This is a genomic window from Thermomonas sp., from assembly GCF_041905325.1.
In the GTDB taxonomy this organism is placed as follows: domain Bacteria; phylum Pseudomonadota; class Gammaproteobacteria; order Xanthomonadales; family Xanthomonadaceae; genus Thermomonas.
The window spans coordinates 220257-238605 of the sequence record NZ_JAYRLK010000004.1 but is presented as its reverse complement, the minus strand read 5'-3'; the positions used below and the strand labels follow the sequence as shown (position 1 = coordinate 238605).

Genomic DNA, 18349 nt, shown 5'->3' with positions numbered 1-18349 from the left:
GCATCCTGCCGCCGCTTGCGCGCCGCGCGTGCACATCCATGTACGCAACCAGACCTCTGACGCATGACCACCTCCCTGCTGGAACAACTCATCGACGCGCTGCGTGTCCTTCCGGGCGTGGGCCAGAAATCCGCACAGCGGATGGCCTACCACCTGCTGGAGCGCCAGCGCGACGGCGGGCGGCGGCTGTCTGCGGCGCTGGCACGGGCGATGGAGCAGATCCGGCATTGCCGTCGCTGCCGGGATTTCAGCGAAACCGATGTCTGCGCCACCTGCACCAGCGGCGCGCGTGACGCGCAACTGCTGTGCGTGGTGGAAACCCCGGCGGACCGGCTCGCCATCGAACAGGCCACCGGCTTTCGCGGGCTGTACTTCGTGTTGCAGGGGCGACTGAGCCCGCTGGACGGCATCGGCCCGCGCGAGCTTGGCCTGGAGGTATTGGCGCAACGGCTGGAAGAAGGTGAGGTGCGCGAGCTGATCGTGGCCACCAATCCCACGGTGGAAGGCGAAGCCACGGCACATTATCTTGCGCAACTGGCGCGTGCGCGCGGCGTGCAGCCCAGCCGGCTGGCGCACGGCGTGCCGCTGGGTGGCGAGCTGGAATACGTGGATCGCGGCACGCTGTCGCACGCCTTCGGCAGCCGCATCGAAATCCCGACGGAGACATCCCGATGAGCGAGACCATCTTCCACAAGATCCTGCGGCGCGAGATCCCCGCCGACATCGTCTTCGAGGACGAGCACCTGTTCGCGTTCCGTGACATCGCGCCGCAGGCACCGGTGCACGTGCTGTTCGTGCCGAAGCAGGATTTCGCCACCCTCAACGACGTGCCGGAAGCCGAGGCGCTGGTGGTTGGCCGGCTTGCCACCGCCGCCGCACGTTATGCCAAGGCGCAGGGGTTTGCCGAAGACGGCTACCGCATCGTCATGAACTGCAATGGCGATGGCGGCCAGACGGTGTTCCAGATCCACCTGCATTTGCTGGCTGGCGCGCCGCTGGGGCGGTTCGGCACGTCCTGAGCGTGCGGGGTTGGTGTCACGGCCGATGCTTGCGTAACGCTGCAATCAGCTGGGGGTCATCCTTGCCGCCATAGCGCACGTCGGAGACGCGTTTGGCCAAGAGCGCCAAGTGCGTGCCGGCATGCGGTGTGTCTGCCGCAACGCGTGCGGCCCAGACTTGCGCAGGCTCGTGCGCTGCGCGGCCACGCCCGAGTTTGCGATAGCGCGCCTCCAGCGCATGCCAGGCGCGCAGCAGTGGGTCGCGCTGGCGTTCGCCGCGGGCAATGCGCCACGCCATCCAGCCCAGCGCCAGGACGGCGATGACGGCGAATGCCAGCACCAGTGCGGCGGCACCCAGCGCCCCCAGCCCCAGTGACTTGAGCAGGTTTTGCTGGCGCTGCGCGTTGAAGCCCAGGACGAAGTCGTTCCAGCCGCGGCGCATCCAGTCGGCGGCATTGAAGACCGGCACCAGGGTGTCGAGGCCGGCGATGCGGCCCGGTTGGCGATCGGCGATGGTGTCGTACACGCGTTCCGGCGCCACCGCCGCGGTGGGGTCCACCCGCACCCAGCCCCGCGCGGGCAGCCAGATCTCGGCCCAGGCGTGGGCATCGGATTTGCGCACCAGCCAATAGTCTCCCAGCGGGTTGCGGTAGGCCCCGGCATAGCCGGTGACCACCCGTGCGGGGATGTCGGCGGCGCGCATCAGCACCACGAACGCAGAACTGAAGTGTTCGCAATAGCCGCGGCGGCGGGTGAACAGGAAGTCGTCGATCTCGTCGCGCCCGGCGGGTGGCACGTCGAGGGTGTAGGCGAAATCGCGGCGGATCATCGTCAATGCGCGCTGGGCGATCGCCGCATCGCTGCGGCCTTGCGCATCGTGGCCGGCCTCGCGCCGCCATTGCCGGCCCAGTGCCAGAGTGCGCGGGTTGTAGCCGGCAGGCAGCGCCAGTGCGCGCGTGCGCAGCGTGGCCGGCAGGTCGGCATCGAAGGTGGCGGGGGGTGCCGAGTGCATGCGCCAGCGGGAAACGCCGTACTGCGGGGCGTTGGCCGAAGGCGTGTAATCGAGGCTGGTGCGCGCGCCGTCGGGAACGCGGGTGGGCAGGTCCAGGGCGATCAGTTGGCGGTCTTCGCTGGGTTCCAGCGCGATCTGGTACTCCCAGCCCGCGCTTGCGGCCTGCATCGGGGCCGGGGCGAGGGCTTGCAGGGTTTTTGCCTGATGCCAGGTGCGGCCGTCGAAATCCCACAGGACCGGGCCGCGCCAGTACATCTGCTCGGGGCGCGGTGTGCTGCCGAAAAACTGCACGCGCGCGGCCGGACTGTCATCCAGCAGCATGTCGAACATGGCACCGGGGGTCATGCTGTCGGAGAGCCCGGGGGGGGCCACGCTGCGCTGCGGCAGGCCCCACAGCGGCGTGGGCAGGCGCGGGAACAGCCAGAATGCCGCCAGCGCCAGCGGCAGGCCCAGTGCCAGCAGGCGCAGGACATCGCGCAGTGCCCCCGGTTGCAGCGGGTGCGACGTGCCAGGTGCGGGGGCTTGGCCTTCATCCAGCGCCAGCCGTTGCAGCGCCAACAGGGCCAGCAACACGGTCAGCAAGGCCAGCAGCAAGCTCAACGGACCTTGGTCGAGCAGAAATGTGGCGAACGGGGCGAACAGGCCGAACCCCACCAGGCTGCGGCCATCGCGCAGGGTGCGGGTTTCGGCGGGCTTCAGGGCCAGCATCGCCGCCAGCACCGCACAGGCGGTATCGCGGCCGATTCCGGGCAAGGCCCACGCCGCCGCCAGCATCCCGCATCCCATCAGCAGCAGGCGCAGCAGCCCGGGCAGGGGCGTGCGCCAGGAGGCGAGCACCACGCCGGCGGCACCGACACCGATACCGATGCCCAGCGCCACTGGCAACTGCAGCAACAGCGGCAGCAGACAGGCCAGGGCGGCCAGCCGCACATGCAAGGCACCGGCGGCAGTCAGCGACGGCGAGGCGACGTCAGCCACGGTGGGCCTCGGTCGGCAGCAGGGCCAGCGCACGCAGGCAGTGGTGGCGGTGGGCGGGGCCACGGCCGGGGGCGATGGGCGCTTGTGCCGGCAACAGCAGGCCGTAACGGCGGTCTGCGCGCTCGGCGTCATCGACCCAGCGTGCCAGCCTGCGGATGCGGTGCTCGTAGGGCAGCCCGGCGGTGAGTTGCCAGTCCAGCACCAGTTCGTTGCCCTGTTCTTGCTCGGGATCGCGCACCAGCAGGTGGGCGTGGCGGGCGGAAGGCTTCCACGCCACCATGCGCGGGGCATCGCCGGGGCGGTAGTCGCGCAGGTGGTGGGGCTCGTCGCCGGTGCGGCGGGGCTGGGCCTTGCCAAGGCTGCCGCGTGCGGCGGGCAGCGGCGGCGGTTGTGGTTCCGGTGCCGGGTAGACCAGCAACGCCTGGGCCGGCCACGCATAGGCCCAGGCGCGGGCCAGCCCCAGCGGTTGCACGGTGGACAAGGTCAGCCGTGGTACCGGCAGCAGGCCGCGATGCAGTGCGGGAATGGGCAATTCCACGGTGATGCCGCCGGCATCCAGCGTGGTGTGGACGTGGGTATCGGCATGGGCGATGCGCAGGCCGCGACGGCGGCGGGCATCCAGCGCATCCAGTGCGATGCGCAGGTGCAGCATGCCGCCGGCGGCCACCGGTTCGGCGGCCACCGCCAGCACGCGCACGCCGGAGAGTTGCAGGTGGGCGGCGATCAGGCTGGCTTGGGCGGCACCTGCCAGCAGCAGGGCCAGCAGCAGGGCCGGGTTGTTGTTGAAGTTGAGCCCGCCCAGCAGCATGGCGGCCAGCAGCAGCGCGAAGAACAGCCCGCTGCGGGTGGGCAGCACGTAGATGCGGTGGCGGTCCAGTCGCGCCGGCAGCACTTCCGGCGCGCGCGGACGCGTCCACGTCAGCATGCGCTGGCGCAGCGCGGCCAGCACGTCAGTCCACCGGCACGGCGTGCAGGATGTCCTTCGCCAGCGTGGCTACGGCGGCATCGCCTTCGGCCACCAGCCGGTGCTCGGCCACCGCCGCGAACAGCGCCTGCACGTCTTCCGGCACCACGTGGTTGCGGCCCAGCAGCAGGGCGTGAGCCCGCGCGGCGCGCAGCAGCGCCAGCCCGGCCCGCGGGGACAGGCCCACGCGCACGCCCGGATGCCGGCGGCTGCGCGCCAGCAGTGCTTGCACATAGTCCAGCAGGGCATCGCCGGCATGCACCGCCAGCACTGCCTGCCGCAGCGCCAGGATGCGCGGGGCGTCCAGCGTGGGCGTGGCGTGCGCGATCAGGTCGCGACGGTCGGCCCCGGCCAGCAGTGCGCGTTCCGCCGCTGCGTCGGGATACCCCAGCGCCAGCCGCAGCAGGAACCGGTCCAGTTGCGAGTCCGGCAACGGGTAGGTGCCGGACAGGTCCACCGGGTTCTGGGTGGCGATGACCAGGAAGGGGTCCGGCAATGCACGGGTCTGCCCGTCGATGCTGACCTGGCGTTCGGCCATCGCTTCCAGCAACGCGCTTTGCGTGCGTGGCGGCGCACGGTTGATTTCATCGGCCAGCAGCACATGGGTGAACACCGGGCCGGGATGGAACGTGAAGCGCTGCGCGTGCGCTTCGAACACCGACACGCCGAGGATGTCCGACGGCAGCAGGTCGGAGGTGAACTGCACGCGCGCGAAGTCCAGCCCCAGCGTGGACGCCATCGCATGCGCCAGGGTGGTCTTGCCCAATCCCGGCAGGTCTTCGATCAGCAAATGGCCGTCGGCCAGCAGGGCCACGAAGGCCAACCGCACTTGCAGCGGCTTGCCCAGCAACACGGCGTTGACGTGCGCCTGCGCCGCGTGCAGGGCGTGCAGCAGGGCATCGGGTAGCATTTGCGCGGGTGCCTGGTGGGCTGACATGGCGTGGGCATCGGGTCTTGGGGTTTGGCATGCGAGTGTAGCGAGGACGCCCGGCAATGCGGGATGCGATGCGAATGCAGCGGGCGAAGCGGGTGTTCATCGGCGCATGGCTGCTGCTGTGCATGCTCAAGCTGGTGTTGGCGGCGCGGCTGCCGCTGTTCGTGGACGAGGCGTTCTATTGGCAGGAAGGCCGGCACCTGGCCTGGGCCTATTCCGACCTGCCCGGGCTGACCGCGTGGCTGGCACGGCTGGGGGTGGCCATGGGCGGCGACCATCCGCTGGCGCTGCGCCTGCCGTTCCTGTTGCTGGGTGCATGGGTGCCGTGGCTGGTGGTGCGCATGACCGCGCGCGAATTTGATGTGGAGGCCGGTTGGCATGCGGGCCTGCTGGCCTTGCTGCTGCCGCTGGCCGGTACCGCCGGAGTGTTGGCGTTGCCGGATGTGCCTTTGTTGCTGGCATCGGCGTTGTGCCTGGATGCCGGGTTGCGTGCGCTGCGCCGGGTGGACGGGTGGGTGGCCGGCGAACTGGCGACGGGCTTGGTGCTGGGGGGGCTGGCGCATTACCGGTTCGCGGTGGTGATCGTGGTGGGTGTGCTGGCCTTGCTGGCCCTGCGCGAGGGGCGGCGTGCGCTGCGTGCACCCTGGCTGTGGCTGGCGATCAGCGTGGGCGCGCTGGCATGGTTGCCGTTGCTGTGGTGGAACCTGCAACACGCCGATGCCGGTCTGCGCTTCCAGTTGATCGACCGCCACCCGTGGCAGTTCAGTGGCGTGGGATTGCGCCTCGGATTGCTGCAATGGGGATTGGTGACGCCGCTGCTGTTCCTCGCGCTGGCGCTGGCGGCATGGCGAGGGTTGCGTGATGCACGGCCGGCGGCGCGCTGGCTGGCGTTGTGCGGCAGCGCGATCGTGCTGGGATTTTTCGTGCTGGGGTTTTTCGCCGACCGCCAGCGGGTGAGTTTCCACTGGCCGCTGCCGGGCTTCCTCGCCCTGTTGCCCTTGGTGCCTGACGTGCTGGGGGGGCGACGCGGTTGGCGATGGGCCGTGCAGGCCAGTACCGCGGCAGGGCTGCTGCTGGCGTTGGGCTACCTGCTGCTGGCTGCGCAACCGGCGTGGCGGCAGCGGCTGGCGGGCAGCGCGCTGTATCCGGGCAACTTCGCGGGTTGGGGGATGCTGGGCGATGCGGTGACGCAGCGCCTGCTGCGCATGCCCGTGCGCACGCAACTGGTGGCGGGGGATTTCAAGATCGGTGCCGAATTGGGGTTCGTGCTGGGGCAGCCCGATGTGCCGGTGCTCGACCATCCGTTGAACGCCCGCCATGGGCGTGCCGTGCAACTGCAGGCCTGGGGCCTTGTTCGCAGCGACCGGGCGGCGCTGGGACGCGGGCCCTTGCTGTTGGTGGCCAGTCCCTCGCATGCGGGCTTCGCTGGCCCGCAGGCGTACCAGCGTCACCTGCGTGCGCAACTGGGGGCATTGCCGCCACCGCAACGGCTGCAAGTGGATGGGGGAGGCAAGGTGTTTTTGCTCTATGCCATTCCCGCGCAGTCGCTGCCGTGAGCCGTTGCGATGCGCAGGGTGTCAGGGCAGGGCGAAGCCGGCTTGCCGCAGCAGCGCGGACGTGGCGATCAGCGGCAAGCCGACCAGGGCGGTGGGGTCGCGGTTGTCGATGGCTTCGAACAGGGCGATGCCCAGCCCTTCCGACTTGAAGCTGCCGGCGCAGTCGAACGGTTGTTCGGCGTCCACGTAACGGACGATCTCGCCCGCGTCCAGCGCGCGGAACCGCACCTCGGTGAGATCGACATGCGTGAATGCGTGGCCATCGCCATGCGCCAGGCACAGGGCGGTATGGAAGCGCACGGTCCTGCCCGCCATCGCCCGCAGTTGCGCAATTGCACCGGTGCGATCGCCGGGCTTGCCCAGCGCCTGGCCGTCGAGGTCGGCCACCTGGTCGGAGCCCAGCGCCCAAGCGCCTGCGTGGCGTCCTGCCACCGCCTGCGCCTTGGCGCGGGCCAGCCGAACCGCCAGCGCCAGCGGCGCTTCGCCGGGCAGCGCCGTTTCATCCACCTCGGGGCGGGCCACGTCGAACGGCAGGCGCAACCGTGCCAGCAATTCGCGGCGATAGCGCGAGGTGGAAGCAAGCAGCAGGGATGGCATGGTTCAGCTGGCTCCGGTGCGGGCGCGATCCACCCGTTGCAATTGCGATTCAAGGTGGGTGCTGGCGGTGTCCAGCGATGCCCGCAGTTCGTCCAGCCTGGCCAGGCTGGCCTGCTGCGCGTTGTCTTGCAGCCACAACCGCTGGCGCAACAGCTCCTGCATCGCCGCGCGCACCGGGTTGCCGTCGTCGCCGGCGATCGCCTCGATCTCGTCGCGCGCGGTGCGCAGCCGCGCCTCCAGCGTGTCGGCGGCGTCCAGCACGGCGCGGACCGCCAGGTGCCGGCGTTGCTGCAAATGGCGCTGGCGCAATGCCAGCCACAGGCCGGCAAGCACCAGCAGGGCAAGTGCGATCAGCAGGAATTTCATCCGTACAGTCTGCGCGAGGCCGGGGGGCGCCGCAAATCCGGCTGCCGGGGTGTCTGATGCAATGTCTATCGCCTTGATTTGACAGGGGGCAAACAGCTCCGTAACATTTCGCGTCTTATGTCCGACCAACCAGCCAGCCGGGTTCCAGAAGTCTTGGATGCTTGGCGCATGGTGGCCGCGCAGCGGGAGTTCGAAGGTCGGATTCCACTGGCGGCGATGTCCCGGTTGCGCGGCAGTTTGCACGGCGTGGAAGGCGAGGCCCGGTATGTGCTGGCCTTCGGCACCGATACGCTGAAACTGCCGTTCGTCCGGTTGCGGATCGATGCCGAGTTGCCGCTGGAATGCCAGCGCAGCCTGCAACGGTTCCTGCTGCCGGTGCAACTGGAGCAAACACTGGGCCTGCTGCGCGACGAAGCCGGGGAAGCGGCCCTGCCGGAAGGCTACGAGCCCCTGCTGGTACCCGTCGACGGCATGGTGCGCCCCGCCGAGTTGGTGGAGGACGAGTTGATTCTGGCGTTGCCGGTGGTGCCGGTGTCGCCCGATGCCGAAGCGGTGGAGCGCGATTTCGCACCCACCGTGGAGGAGACTGCCCAGGCCAGCCCGTTCGCGGCGTTGTCCGGGTGGAAGAAGGAATAGTGCGATAATCGCCGCATCGCGCGTCACACACGTTTTTCTTGGAGTTGTCCCATGGCTGTCCAGAAGTCCCGCGTTTCCCCGTCCCGTCGTGGCATGCGCCGCGCGCATGACGCCCTGTCCGCCAAGCAGTTGGCCACCGACCCGACCAGCGGCGAGACCCACGTGCGCCATCACGTGACCGCCGACGGCTACTACCGTGGCAAGCAGGTCATCGTGCCGAAGACCAAGGTCGTCGACGAAGAGTGAGCCTTTGCCGGCCCTTCGGCCGCAAGGTTGCAGTGCCCGCATGACGCCCGGCCGCGCCCTTCCAGCGCGGCCGTCGGCGTTTCTGCGTGCGTCGAAGTTCCACCTGCGCCGCGGCGGCAATGCCGCCTGCCGCTGCGCGATCGGCTAACCTAGCCGGATGCCTGCGTCATTTGCGCAGAAACAGCCTGGGAGTTCCACTCGAATGAGTCAGTCCGAAAGCCGCATCCACGCCCGCATCGCCGGCACCGGCAGTTACCTGCCGCAGCAAGTGTTGACCAACGACGATCTGGTCAAGCGCGGCGTGGAGACCAGCGACGAGTGGATCACCAGTCGTACCGGCATTCGCCAGCGCCATGTCGCCGCAGAAGGCGAGTTGACTTCCGATCTGGCCCTGCAAGCGTCATTGCGCGCGCTGGAAGCGGCAGGGGTTGCCGCCGCCGACATCGACCTGATCGTGGTGGGCACCACCACCCCTGACCTGATCTTCCCGTCCACCGCCACCATCGTCCAGCACAAGCTGGGCGTGGCCGGGTGCATGGCGTTCGACGTCAATGCCGCATGCTCCGGTTTCATCTACGCATTGACCGTGGCCGACAAGTTCATCCGCAGCGGTGCGGCAAAGACCGCCCTGGTGATCGGAGCCGAAACCCTGACCCGGATGCTGGACTGGAATGACCGCAACACCTGCGTGCTGTTCGGTGACGGTGCCGGCGCAGTGGTGCTCAAGGCCGATGCCGAGACCGGCATTCTCAGTACCCACATGCACGCCGATGGCAGCAAGAAGGACCTGCTGTGGAACCCGGTGGGCGTGTCCTCGGGTTTCAGGATGGACGAACCCAATGCCGGCGTGCGGGTGAAGATGGCCGGCAACGACGTGTTCAAGTACGCGGTGAAGGCGCTGGATGCGGTGGTGGACGAGGCGCTGGTGGCCAATGGCATCGACAAGTCCGCGCTGGATTGGCTGGTGCCGCACCAGGCCAACCTGCGCATCATCGAAGCCACCGCCAAGCGGCTGGACATGCCGATGGAGCGCGTCATCGTGACCGTGGACCGGCACGGCAACACATCCTCCGGCTCGGTGCCGCTGGCACTGGACGAAGCGGTGCGTTCCGGCAAGGTCCGGCGCGGCCAACTGCTGTTGCTGGAGGCCTTCGGCGGCGGTTTCGCCTGGGGCTCGGTGCTGCTGCGCTATTGAGTGGAAGTCCCGCCATACGCGCGGGTACAGACGCGGTAGAGCAAATACTCGTATCATGTCCGGCCATTTTTGCAGGCCGTTGACCGGAGCGAACCACGCGTGAATGCACCCCAGGTTTCCCCGCCGCTTGCCCTGGTGTTCCCCGGGCAGGGTTCGCAGTCGATCGGCATGCTGGCCGAGTTGTCGGAACTGCATCCATCGGTGAAGACGACGTTCGAGGAGGCCTCGGAAGGCGCTGGCGTGGACCTGTGGGCGCTGTCGCAGGCCGGCCCCGACGACATGTTGAACCGTACCGAATACACCCAGCCGGCGCTGCTGGCGGCGGGCGTGGCGGTGTGGCGGCTGTGGCAGGCGCAGGGCGGCATGCAGCCGTCCGTGCTGGCAGGACACAGCCTGGGCGAATACACCGCCTTGGTGGCGGCCGGTGCGTTGAGCCTGAAAGAGGGTGCGCACCTGGTGCGAATCCGTGGCCAGCTGATGCAGGACGCCGCACCTGCCGGTACCGGCGCGATGGCGGCGGTGCTCGGTGCCGAGGATGCGCTGGTCGAGGCCGTGTGCGTCGAGGCTTCCGGCGCGCAAGTCGTGGTGCCGGCCAACTACAACTCGCCGGGCCAGATCGTGATCGGTGGCGACGCCGCGGCGGTGGACCGTGCGCTGGCGCTGCTGCAGGAAAAGGGCGTGCGCAAGACGGTCAAACTGGCGGTCAGCGTGCCGTCGCACACGCCGCTGATGCGCGAGGCCGCGAACCGGCTGGCCGAGACCATGGCCGGCCTGCAGTGGACGCTGCCGGCGCTGCCGGTGGTGCAGAACGTGGACGCCCGCGTGCACGACGACCTGGACGGCATCCGCGGCGCGCTGGTGCGCCAGCTCTTCCTGCCGGTGCAGTGGACCGGCTGCGTGCAGGCGCTGGCCGCGCGCGGGGTCACCCGGATCGCCGAATGCGGCCCGGGCAAGGTGCTGACCGGGCTGGTCAAGCGCATCGACAAATCGCTCGACGCCCGCGCGTTGGGCACCCCGGCGGACTTCGCCGGCGCCATCGAGGATTGGAAGGCATGAGCGAGTTGTTGTTGAAGGGTGAAGTCGCACTGGTGACCGGCGCATCGCGCGGAATCGGTGCCGCGATCGCCGATGCACTGGCCGCGCTGGGTGCCACCGTCATCGGCACCGCCACCAGCGATGCCGGTGCGCAGGCGATCGGTGAGCGGCTGGCCGCGCGTGGTGGCCACGGCCGCCGCCTCAACGTCAACGAAGCCGGCAGCATCGAGGCGCTGGTGGATGCCGTCTCCAGCGAGTTCGGTGCGGTCTCCATCCTCGTCAACAATGCCGGCATCACCCGCGACAACTTGTTGATGCGGATGAAGGACGAGGATTGGCAGGCCATCCTCGACACCAACCTGACCAGCGTGTATCGCGCCTCGAAGGCGGTGCTGCGCGGGATGATGAAGGCGCGCCGTGGCCGCATCATCAATATCGCCTCGGTGATCGGCGTCACCGGCAATGCCGGCCAGGCCAACTACGCGGCGGCCAAGGCCGGCATCATCGCGTTCAGCAAGTCGCTGGCGAAGGAAATCGGTTCGCGCGGGATCACCGTCAATGTCGTGGCTCCCGGCTTCATCGCCACCGACATGACCGCCGACCTGCCGGAAGTGGCGAAGGAGGCGATGCTGGGCCAGATCGCACTGGGCCGCCTGGGTACGCCTGCCGACATCGCCCATGCGGTGGCCTTCCTGGCCAGCCCGTCGGCCAGCTACATCACCGGCGAAACCCTGCACGTCAACGGCGGCATGTACATGCCGTGAGTGGCATCGACCGGCCCACCGCAGCCGGCGCGCACCCCCCTGTTTTCCCTTAAACTACGCCATTACGGCTTAACCCGCCCCATGAGGAGCATCGAAACATGAGCAGTATCGAAGAACGCGTCAAGAAGATCGTCGTCGAACAACTGGGCGTCAAGGAAGAAGACGTCACCACCAGCGCGTCGTTCGTGGACGACCTGGGCGCGGACTCGCTCGACACCGTGGAGCTGGTGATGGCGCTGGAAGAAGAGTTCGAGTGCGAAATCCCGGACGAAGACGCCGAGAAGATCAGCACCGTGCAGGCGGCGATCGACTACATCAAGGCGCACGTCAAGGCGTAAGCCGGCGTCCCGCGTCGCAGTACCCCGGGGGCCGCGTTTGCGGCCTTCCGTGTTTTCGAGAAGGCACTGGTTGTCTGCAAGGAGTGGAAGATGGGCAAGCGTCGCGTCGTGGTCACCGGGATGGGCATCGTTTCACCGCTGGGGCTGGATCTGGCCAGCAACTGGGACGGCATCTGCAACGGGCGTTCCGGCATCAGCAGGGTGGAAGGCTTCGACGCCAGCACCTATCCCACCCGCATCGCCGGCGAGATCCGCGACTTCGACATCACCCGCTGGGTGAACCCGAAGGATGCCAAGAAGATGGACCACTTCATCCACTACGGCATGGCGGCTTCGCTGATGGCGAAGGACGACGCCGGGCTGGAAGTGACCGAGGCCAACGCCGAGCGCATCGGCGCGCTGATCGGCGCCGGCATCGGCGGCATCTGGGGCATCGAGGAAACCGCGGTCAAGCTGCATGAAGGCGGGGTGCGCAAGATCAGCCCGTTCTACATTCCTTCCACCATCATCAACATGATGCCGGGCCAGCTGTCGCTGGCGACCGGGATCAAGGGGCCGACGTTCTCGGCCGTGTCCGCCTGCGCCACCGCCAACCACAGCATCGGCATGGCGATGCGGATGATCCAGTACGGCGATGCCGACGTGATGTTCGCCGGCGGTGCCGAACGCGGCAGTTCGCCGACCGCGATGGGCGGTTTCTGCGCAATGAAGGCGATGAGCACCCGCAACGACGATCCCGCCCGCGCTTCGCGGCCGTGGGACGCCGGGCGCGACGGTTTCGTGCTGGGCGACGGTGCCGGCATCCTGGTGCTGGAGGAGTACGAGCACGCCAAGGCCCGCGGCGCGCGCATCTACTGCGAGCTAGCCGGCTTCGGCGCATCGTCGGATGCCTTCCACATGACCGCGCCCAGCGAGAATGGCGAAGGCCCCGCGCGCTGCATGGCGATGGCGTTCCGCGACGCCGGCATCAACCCGGAGGACGTCGGTTACCTCAACGCGCACGGCACCAGCACCCCGCTGGGCGACCTCGCCGAAACGCTGGCGATCAAGCGCGCGCTGGGCGACCACGCCTACAAAACCATGGTGAGCTCGACCAAGTCGATGACCGGCCACCTGCTCGGCGCGGCCGGCGGGGTGGAGGCGATCTATTCGATCAAGGCACTGCAGACCGGGATCATCCCGCCCACCATCAACCTGGAAAATCCGGGCGAAGGCTGCGACCTGGACTACGTGCCGAACGTGGCGCGCGAGGCGAGGATCGACGTGGCGGTGTCCAACGGTTTCGGCTTCGGTGGCACCAACGGCACGCTGGTGTTCAAGCGGATCTGATGGCTGCCCCCACCCTTGCGCAGCAGGTGAGGGGCGGGGAGGGGCGCTCTTGCCGATGACCGAACGCCGCATTCCCGCCGATCTCGACCTGCTGGCCCTGCATCGGCTCGACCCGGTGCGCTATCCGGTATTGCTGGAATCCAGCAGCGGCGGCGCGTTGGGCCGCCGCGACGTGCTGCTGGCGCATGCCGGCGAAGGCTTCGCCCTGCACCGTGACGGTGTGGTGCGCAGTTGCACGGGCGAGGTGCTGGGGCATGATTTTTTCGCGCTTCTGGATGCACGCTGGCGCGATGCCGCCGCGGATCTGCCGGCGCAGGTCGGGTTGGCCGGCGGCTGGGCGCTGCTGTTGGGCTATGAGCTGGCGCAGCAGGTGGAGCCGGTATTGGCGCTGCCGCAGGCCGAGGGCGGCTTGCCGGTGGCCATTGCCTTGCACTGCCCGGCGGTGGTGCAGCGCGATCGCGCCACTGGCGTGCTGCGCATCACGGCCGCCGCCGGTGAAGACGCATGGCTTGCACGGATCGAAGCCGACATGGCCCGCGCGCAAATGCTGCCGCCGCCGCCCGTGTGGCGGCAACCGGCCACGGTTGTCGAAGACCCGCCGCAACGCTATCTGGCGGCGGTTGCGAGGGCGTTGGAGTACCTGGCGGCCGGCGACGTGTTCCAGGTCAACCTCTCGCGCGGCTGGCAGGCGACGTTCGTCGATGCGCTCGATCCGGCGGCGCTGTTCCAGCGCCTGCGCGCGCACAACCCCGCGCCGTTCGCCGGGATCTTCCGCAGCCCGTGGGGCAGCGTGGTCAGTGCCTCGCCGGAACGGCTGCTGTCGCTCAGTGATGGCGTGGCCGAAACGCGTCCGATCGCCGGCACCCGCCCGCGCTTCGCCGGCGACGACGATGCCGCGCGCATCCGGGAACTGGTGGGGCATCCGAAAGAGCGCGCCGAGCACGTGATGCTGATCGACCTGGAACGCAACGACCTCGGGCGTGTCTGCGCCACCGGCAGCGTGTGCGTCGATGAATTGATGGTGGTCGAAAGCTATGCCCACGTGCACCACATCGTCAGCAACGTGCGTGGCCGCCTGCGCGATGGCGTGACGCCCGGCCAGGCGATCGCCGCGCTGTTCCCGGGCGGCACGATCACGGGGTGCCCAAAGGTACGTTGCATGCAGCTCATCGCCGAGCTGGAGGGCGGCGGTCGCGGCGCGTACACCGGCGCGATGGGCTGGTTGGCGGGCAACGGCGACATGGATCTGAACATCCTGATCCGCAGTGCCGAGGTGGAGGGCGACACCCTGCGCTTCCGCACCGGCGCCGGCATCGTGATCGACTCCGATCCGCAGCGCGAGCTGGAGGAAACCCGCGCCAAGGCGCGCGGGATGCTGCGGGCGTTGGGGGTGGAGTGATGGACGGCATCGCGACCTGTGTTGTCACGGTGCGCCAGAGCCATCGGAGGCGGATGCCCCGGGGCTCGACGCACGAAGCGAGTATCGGGGGGCAACTGCGTTGAACCCCGGGGCATCCGCCGTGTTCATCGGCCAAGTGCGCATTGCGGCGTTTTCGTCCGCCAATCGCGGCCTCCACTACGGCGACGGACTGTTCGAAACCATGCGCGTGCATGGCGGCCAATTGCCGCTGTGGCCGCGCCATCTCGCGCGGTTGCGCGAAGGCGCACGACGGCTGGGCATCGACGTGCCGAATGTGGATTTCATCGAGGCACGGATTGCCGCGCACGTCGCCGGGATCGACACCGGCGTGCTCAAGCTGCTGCTCACCCGTGGCGACGGAGGGCGCGGCTATGCGCCGCCGGTCGAGGCGCTGCCGGCCTGGCAATTGGCGCTGCATCCGCTGCCGGCGATACCGGCGGCGTTGCGGTTGCATATGTGCGCCACCCGGCTGGCGATCCAGCCGGCACTGGCCGGCATCAAGCACTGCAACCGGCTGGAGCAGGTGCTGGCGCGTGCCGAAGTCGAGCGCGCCGGCTGCGATGAGGGGCTGATGCTGGATGGCGAAGGCCGCGTGGCCAGTGCCACCGCCGCCAACCTGCTGGTGCATCGTGATGGCCGGTGGTGGACGCCAGCGGTGGAACGGTGCGGCGTGGCTGGCGTGGTGCGTGGCTGGTTGCTGGAGCAGGGCCTGGTGGGGGTCGCCGACGTGTCGATGGATGACATCGATGCCGTCGATGCGCTGGCGTTGTGCAATGCGGTGCGCGGTATCCTGCCGGTTGCGGCGCTGGGCGCGCGCGCGTGGCCGGCGCATCCGGCCGTCACCGACTTGCAGGCCCGTTTGGCGATGACCTATCCGATGTTCCAAGACACCGTGGTGTCGGCATGAAACGCTTCGTACTGGTGTTGCTGGTGATCCTGCTGGCCGCAGCCGGCTGGTTTGGCTGGCAATACCAGCGCTTTGCCGATGCGCCGCTGACCGGCCTCGGCACGCAAGCCAGCGTGATCCTGGAGCGCGGCGACAACCTCGGCAAGCTGCTGAAGAAATTGCAGGTGCAACACATCCAGGCCGGCAAGACGGTGTACTGGCAGCTGCTGGCCCGCCAGACCGGCGCCGCCGGCAAATTGCAGGTCGGCGAGTACGCGCTACCCGCAGGCACCACCCCGCGCAGCCTGTTGCTGGCGATGCGTGACGGCAAGGTGGTCCATCGCGGTTTCACCATCGTCGAGGGCTGGAACATCCGCGACCTGCGTGCGGCATTGCGCAAGCAGCCATTGCTGGTGCAGGCCAGCACGGACATGGGCGATGCCGAGTTGATGCGGGCCCTGGGGCATGCCGGCCAGCATCCCGAGGGGCGCTTCCTGCCGGAAACCTATGCATGGACGCGCGGCGACAGCGACCTCGACATCCTCAAGCGTGCCCATGCGGCGATGGAAAAGGCGCTGGATGCGGAGTGGAAATCCCGTGCGCAAGACCTGCCGTTCGACAAGCCCGGACAGGCATTGACGCTGGCGTCCATCATCGAAAAAGAAACCGGCAATGGCGAGGAGCGTGCGCGCATCGCCGGCGTGTTCGTGCGGCGTTTGCAGTCCGGCATGCGCCTGCAAACCGATCCCACGGTGATCTACGGCATGGGCTCCAGCTACACCGGCAACATCCGCCGCAGCGACTTGACCACCGACACCCCCTACAACACCTATACCCGCGACGGCCTGCCGCCCACGCCCATCGCGATGCCCGGCAAGGCGGCGCTGCACGCGGCCACCCACCCGGCGGCGGGCGACGCGCTGTATTTCGTGGCGGTGGGCGACGGCAGCGGGCGGCACGTGTTCAGCGCCACCCTGGGCGAGCACAACGCCGCCGTGCGTGAGTACCTGGCGCGTTATCGCGCCGGGCAGCAGGCGGGCAGGCAATGATGGTCCTGCAAACGCAGCCGCGCCTGTTGACGCTGGAAGGGGGCGAGGGTGCCGGCAAGAGCACGGTACTGCGGGCATTGCGCGATGCGTTGCTGGCCGACGGTTGCGAGGTGGTCTGCACCCGCGAGCCGGGCGGCACGCCGCTGGCCGAGCGCATCCGCGGGTTGTTGTTGGATGCCGGCGACGAGCCGGTGGAGCCGCATGCCGAATTGCTGTTGATGTTCGCCGCCCGTGCCCAGCATGTGCGCGAATTGATCGTGCCGGCACTGGCACGCGGTGCCTGGGTGATCTGCGACCGTTTCACCGATTCCAGCTACGCCTACCAGGGCGCGGCACGCGGCATGGACGTGGGCTTCATCGCCGAACTGGAACGCCGCGTGGTGGGCATCGCACCGGGGTTCACCCTGCTGCTGGACATCGACGTGGCCCACGCCCGCGAACGCACGCGCGGGCGTGACTTGCTCACGGGTGCCATTCCGGACCGCATCGAGCGCGAGCGCGACGAGTTCTTCGAACGCGTGCGCGCCGGGTTCCTGGCGCGCGCGGCGCAGCACCCCGCGCGCTTCCATGTCGTCGATGCCGGGGCCGACATCAGCGCGGTCACCGAAGCCGCGCTGGCGCGGCTGGCGGCGTACCGGCGGGGCGTGGCATGAATCCGCTGCCGGCCATGACGCCGTGGCAGCAGCGCGCCCATGCACAGGCGTGCGAGGCGATCCGTGCCGGCCACTTCGGCCACGCCACCTTGATGATCGGCCCGCAGCACATCGGCAAGCGGCTGCTGGCGGAACATCTGGCCAGGCGCGTGCTGTGCCTGTCGCCGCAGGCCGATGGCGCGGCCTGCGATGCCTGCAAGAGTTGCCGGTTGTTCGCCGCACGGACGCAGTTGGAGGCATTGGAAGTGCGTCCGGATGGCACCCCGGCGCATCCCTGGGGCCACAGCGCGCACCCGGACCTGTTTTTCCTCGGCTTCGAGATCCATCCGAAAACCGGCAAGCCGCGCACCGAGATCGTGATCGAGCAGATCCGCGCGTTGACCGAGAAAATGGGCCTCACCGCGCAACTGGGCGGTGCGCAGGTGGTGATCGTCGACCCTGCCGATGCGGTCAACTGGCATGCATGGAACGCCATCCTGAAGACGCTGGAAGAACCGCAGCCGGGCCGTCATCTGTGGCTGCTGTCCTCCAGCCCCGCGCAATTGCCGGCCACCATCCGCAGTCGTTGCCAACAGCTGACGGTGCGCCTGCCACCGCGCGCGGAGGCGCTGGAGTGGCTGCGCCAGCGTGGACATGGGGCAGCGCTGGCCGAGGAAGCACTGGACGCCGCGCGTGGCCATCCCGGGCTGGCCGATGCCTGGGCCAGCGGCGATGGCCTGGACGTGCGCAGGGCCGTGCTGCGCGATGCGCAGGCACTGGCGCGGGGGCAGGTGGCGGCGGTGGAAGTGGCGCAGCGCTGGGTGGCCGATGGCCGCGCCGACGAGCGCTTGCGGCACCTGGCCGAACACGCCCTGCACGAAGCGGCGGGCTTGACCGATCCCGCCGCAACCCGCACGCTGGCGGCGCGTTTCGATGCGGCCAATCGTGCCCGCGGGTTGCTGCGCACCACGGTGCGCACGGATCTGGCGGTCGCCGAAGCATTGCTGGCCTGGCGATGATCGTTGATGGAGTGATGGGGAAGCAGGAATGAGCAATCCGATGGGTGGCGCACGGCAGGGCATCTTGTCGCTTGGAATCAAGGACAAGGCGTCGCTGTACAACGCCTACATGCCGTTCATTCGGCAGGGCGGCATCTTCGTCCCCACCACGCGCCGCTATTTCATCGGCGATGAAGTCTTCCTGTTGCTGACCCTGCCCGATTCCTCCGAGCGCCTGCCGGTGGCCGGCAAGGTGGTCTGGGTCACGCCACCCGGCGCGCAGGGCAATCGCACCGCCGGCATCGGCGTGCAATTCGCTGATACCAGCGAGGGCGAAGCGGTGCGCAACAAGATCGAAACGACCCTGGCCGGCACGCTGGGTGGCGACCAGCCGACGCAGACGATGTGATGCGGGG

General features: G+C 68.8%; 21 protein-coding genes. 16 read left to right on the top strand and 5 right to left on the bottom strand.

What is annotated here, in order from left to right:
* Window positions 1-63 precede the first annotated feature (63 nt).
* Both recR and ACE3OK_RS06590 read left to right on the top strand, forming a co-directional pair.
* A complete protein-coding gene (gene recR, locus ACE3OK_RS06595) occupies window positions 64-675 on the top strand; it encodes a recombination mediator RecR (RefSeq protein ID WP_374248751.1) in 612 nt (203 codons plus the stop codon).
* A complete protein-coding gene (locus ACE3OK_RS06590) occupies window positions 672-1019 on the top strand; it encodes a histidine triad nucleotide-binding protein (protein ID WP_374248750.1) in 348 nt (115 codons plus the stop codon). Before recR ends, ACE3OK_RS06590 begins: the two co-directional genes overlap by 4 nt.
* Before the next feature lie 16 nt (window positions 1020-1035).
* Here ACE3OK_RS06590 and ACE3OK_RS06585 read toward each other — a convergent pair whose 3' ends face one another.
* The 3 genes from ACE3OK_RS06585 to ACE3OK_RS06575 are packed head-to-tail and all read right to left on the bottom strand — an operon-like array spanning window position 1036 to window position 4889.
* Window positions 1036-2988, bottom strand: coding sequence for a transglutaminaseTgpA domain-containing protein (locus ACE3OK_RS06585; protein WP_374248749.1), 1953 nt, complete (start codon window positions 2986-2988; stop codon window positions 1036-1038).
* Window positions 2981-3934, bottom strand: coding sequence for a DUF58 domain-containing protein (locus ACE3OK_RS06580; protein ID WP_374248808.1), 954 nt, complete (start codon window positions 3932-3934; stop codon window positions 2981-2983). Before ACE3OK_RS06580 ends, ACE3OK_RS06585 begins: the two co-directional genes overlap by 8 nt.
* 4 nt (window positions 3935-3938) lie before the next feature.
* On the bottom strand, window positions 3939-4889 hold the full coding sequence (locus ACE3OK_RS06575) for an AAA family ATPase (protein ID WP_374248748.1): 951 nt from the start codon (window positions 4887-4889) through the stop codon (window positions 3939-3941).
* A gap of 74 nt (window positions 4890-4963) precedes the next feature.
* Here ACE3OK_RS06575 and ACE3OK_RS06570 point away from each other — a divergent pair, with 74 nt between their 5' ends.
* Window positions 4964-6442, top strand: a complete 1479-nt coding sequence (locus ACE3OK_RS06570) for an ArnT family glycosyltransferase (protein WP_374248747.1) — start codon at window positions 4964-4966, stop codon at window positions 6440-6442.
* 21 nt (window positions 6443-6463) lie between these two features.
* Here the strand turns inward: ACE3OK_RS06570 and ACE3OK_RS06565 are convergent, their stop codons facing one another.
* Window positions 6464-7039, bottom strand: coding sequence for a nucleoside triphosphate pyrophosphatase (locus tag ACE3OK_RS06565; protein WP_374248746.1), 576 nt, complete (start codon window positions 7037-7039; stop codon window positions 6464-6466).
* Window positions 7040-7042: 3 nt separating this feature from the next.
* A complete protein-coding gene (locus ACE3OK_RS06560) occupies window positions 7043-7405 on the bottom strand; it encodes a hypothetical protein (RefSeq protein ID WP_374248745.1) in 363 nt (120 codons plus the stop codon).
* Between the two features lie 117 nt (window positions 7406-7522).
* On the opposite strand from ACE3OK_RS06560, the gene ACE3OK_RS06555 reads away from it, so the two are divergent.
* The 13 genes from ACE3OK_RS06555 (at window position 7523) to ACE3OK_RS06495 (ending at window position 18342) form a co-directional block, all read left to right on the top strand.
* On the top strand, window positions 7523-8041 hold the full coding sequence (locus ACE3OK_RS06555) for a YceD family protein (protein ID WP_374248744.1): 519 nt from the start codon (window positions 7523-7525) through the stop codon (window positions 8039-8041).
* 51 nt (window positions 8042-8092) lie between these two features.
* A complete protein-coding gene (gene rpmF / locus ACE3OK_RS06550) occupies window positions 8093-8287 on the top strand; it encodes a 50S ribosomal protein L32 (RefSeq protein ID WP_374248743.1) in 195 nt (64 codons plus the stop codon).
* Between the two features lie 202 nt (window positions 8288-8489).
* Window positions 8490-9482 carry a beta-ketoacyl-ACP synthase III gene (locus ACE3OK_RS06545; protein ID WP_374248742.1) on the top strand — a complete coding sequence of 331 codons (993 nt, stop codon included), beginning with the start codon at window positions 8490-8492 and terminating at the stop codon, window positions 9480-9482.
* A gap of 99 nt (window positions 9483-9581) precedes the next feature.
* Window positions 9582-10538: an ACP S-malonyltransferase gene (gene fabD / locus ACE3OK_RS06540; RefSeq protein WP_374248741.1), complete on the top strand. Its 957-nt coding sequence runs from the start codon at window positions 9582-9584 to the stop codon at window positions 10536-10538.
* Window positions 10535-11281 (top strand): 3-oxoacyl-ACP reductase FabG, encoded by a 747-nt coding sequence (gene fabG, locus ACE3OK_RS06535; RefSeq protein ID WP_374248740.1) that lies wholly within the window; start codon window positions 10535-10537, stop codon window positions 11279-11281. The genes fabD and fabG overlap by 4 nt, the downstream gene beginning before the upstream one ends.
* A gap of 98 nt (window positions 11282-11379) precedes the next feature.
* Window positions 11380-11619, top strand: coding sequence for an acyl carrier protein (gene acpP, locus ACE3OK_RS06530; protein WP_374248739.1), 240 nt, complete (start codon window positions 11380-11382; stop codon window positions 11617-11619).
* Between the two features lie 90 nt (window positions 11620-11709).
* On the top strand, window positions 11710-12948 hold the full coding sequence (gene fabF, locus ACE3OK_RS06525) for a beta-ketoacyl-ACP synthase II (protein ID WP_374248738.1): 1239 nt from the start codon (window positions 11710-11712) through the stop codon (window positions 12946-12948).
* A 55-nt stretch (window positions 12949-13003) separates the two neighbouring features.
* Complete coding sequence (locus ACE3OK_RS06520; RefSeq protein ID WP_374248737.1) at window positions 13004-14347, top strand: aminodeoxychorismate synthase component I; 1344 nt, start codon at window positions 13004-13006, stop codon at window positions 14345-14347.
* Window positions 14348-14468: 121 nt separating this feature from the next.
* The gene (pabC, locus tag ACE3OK_RS06515; RefSeq protein WP_374248736.1) at window positions 14469-15275 is read left to right on the top strand and encodes an aminodeoxychorismate lyase; all 807 of its coding nucleotides are present in this window, start codon (window positions 14469-14471) and stop codon (window positions 15273-15275) included.
* The gene (mltG, locus tag ACE3OK_RS06510; protein ID WP_374248735.1) at window positions 15272-16303 is read left to right on the top strand and encodes an endolytic transglycosylase MltG; all 1032 of its coding nucleotides are present in this window, start codon (window positions 15272-15274) and stop codon (window positions 16301-16303) included. The genes pabC and mltG overlap by 4 nt, the downstream gene beginning before the upstream one ends.
* Window positions 16300-16956 carry a dTMP kinase gene (tmk, locus tag ACE3OK_RS06505; RefSeq protein WP_374248734.1) on the top strand — a complete coding sequence of 219 codons (657 nt, stop codon included), beginning with the start codon at window positions 16300-16302 and terminating at the stop codon, window positions 16954-16956. Before mltG ends, tmk begins: the two co-directional genes overlap by 4 nt.
* A complete protein-coding gene (locus tag ACE3OK_RS06500) occupies window positions 16953-17954 on the top strand; it encodes a DNA polymerase III subunit delta' (RefSeq protein ID WP_374248733.1) in 1002 nt (333 codons plus the stop codon). Before tmk ends, ACE3OK_RS06500 begins: the two co-directional genes overlap by 4 nt.
* Window positions 17955-17994: 40 nt before the next feature.
* Complete coding sequence (locus ACE3OK_RS06495; protein WP_374248807.1) at window positions 17995-18342, top strand: PilZ domain-containing protein; 348 nt, start codon at window positions 17995-17997, stop codon at window positions 18340-18342.
* Window positions 18343-18349: the final 7 nt, after the last annotated feature.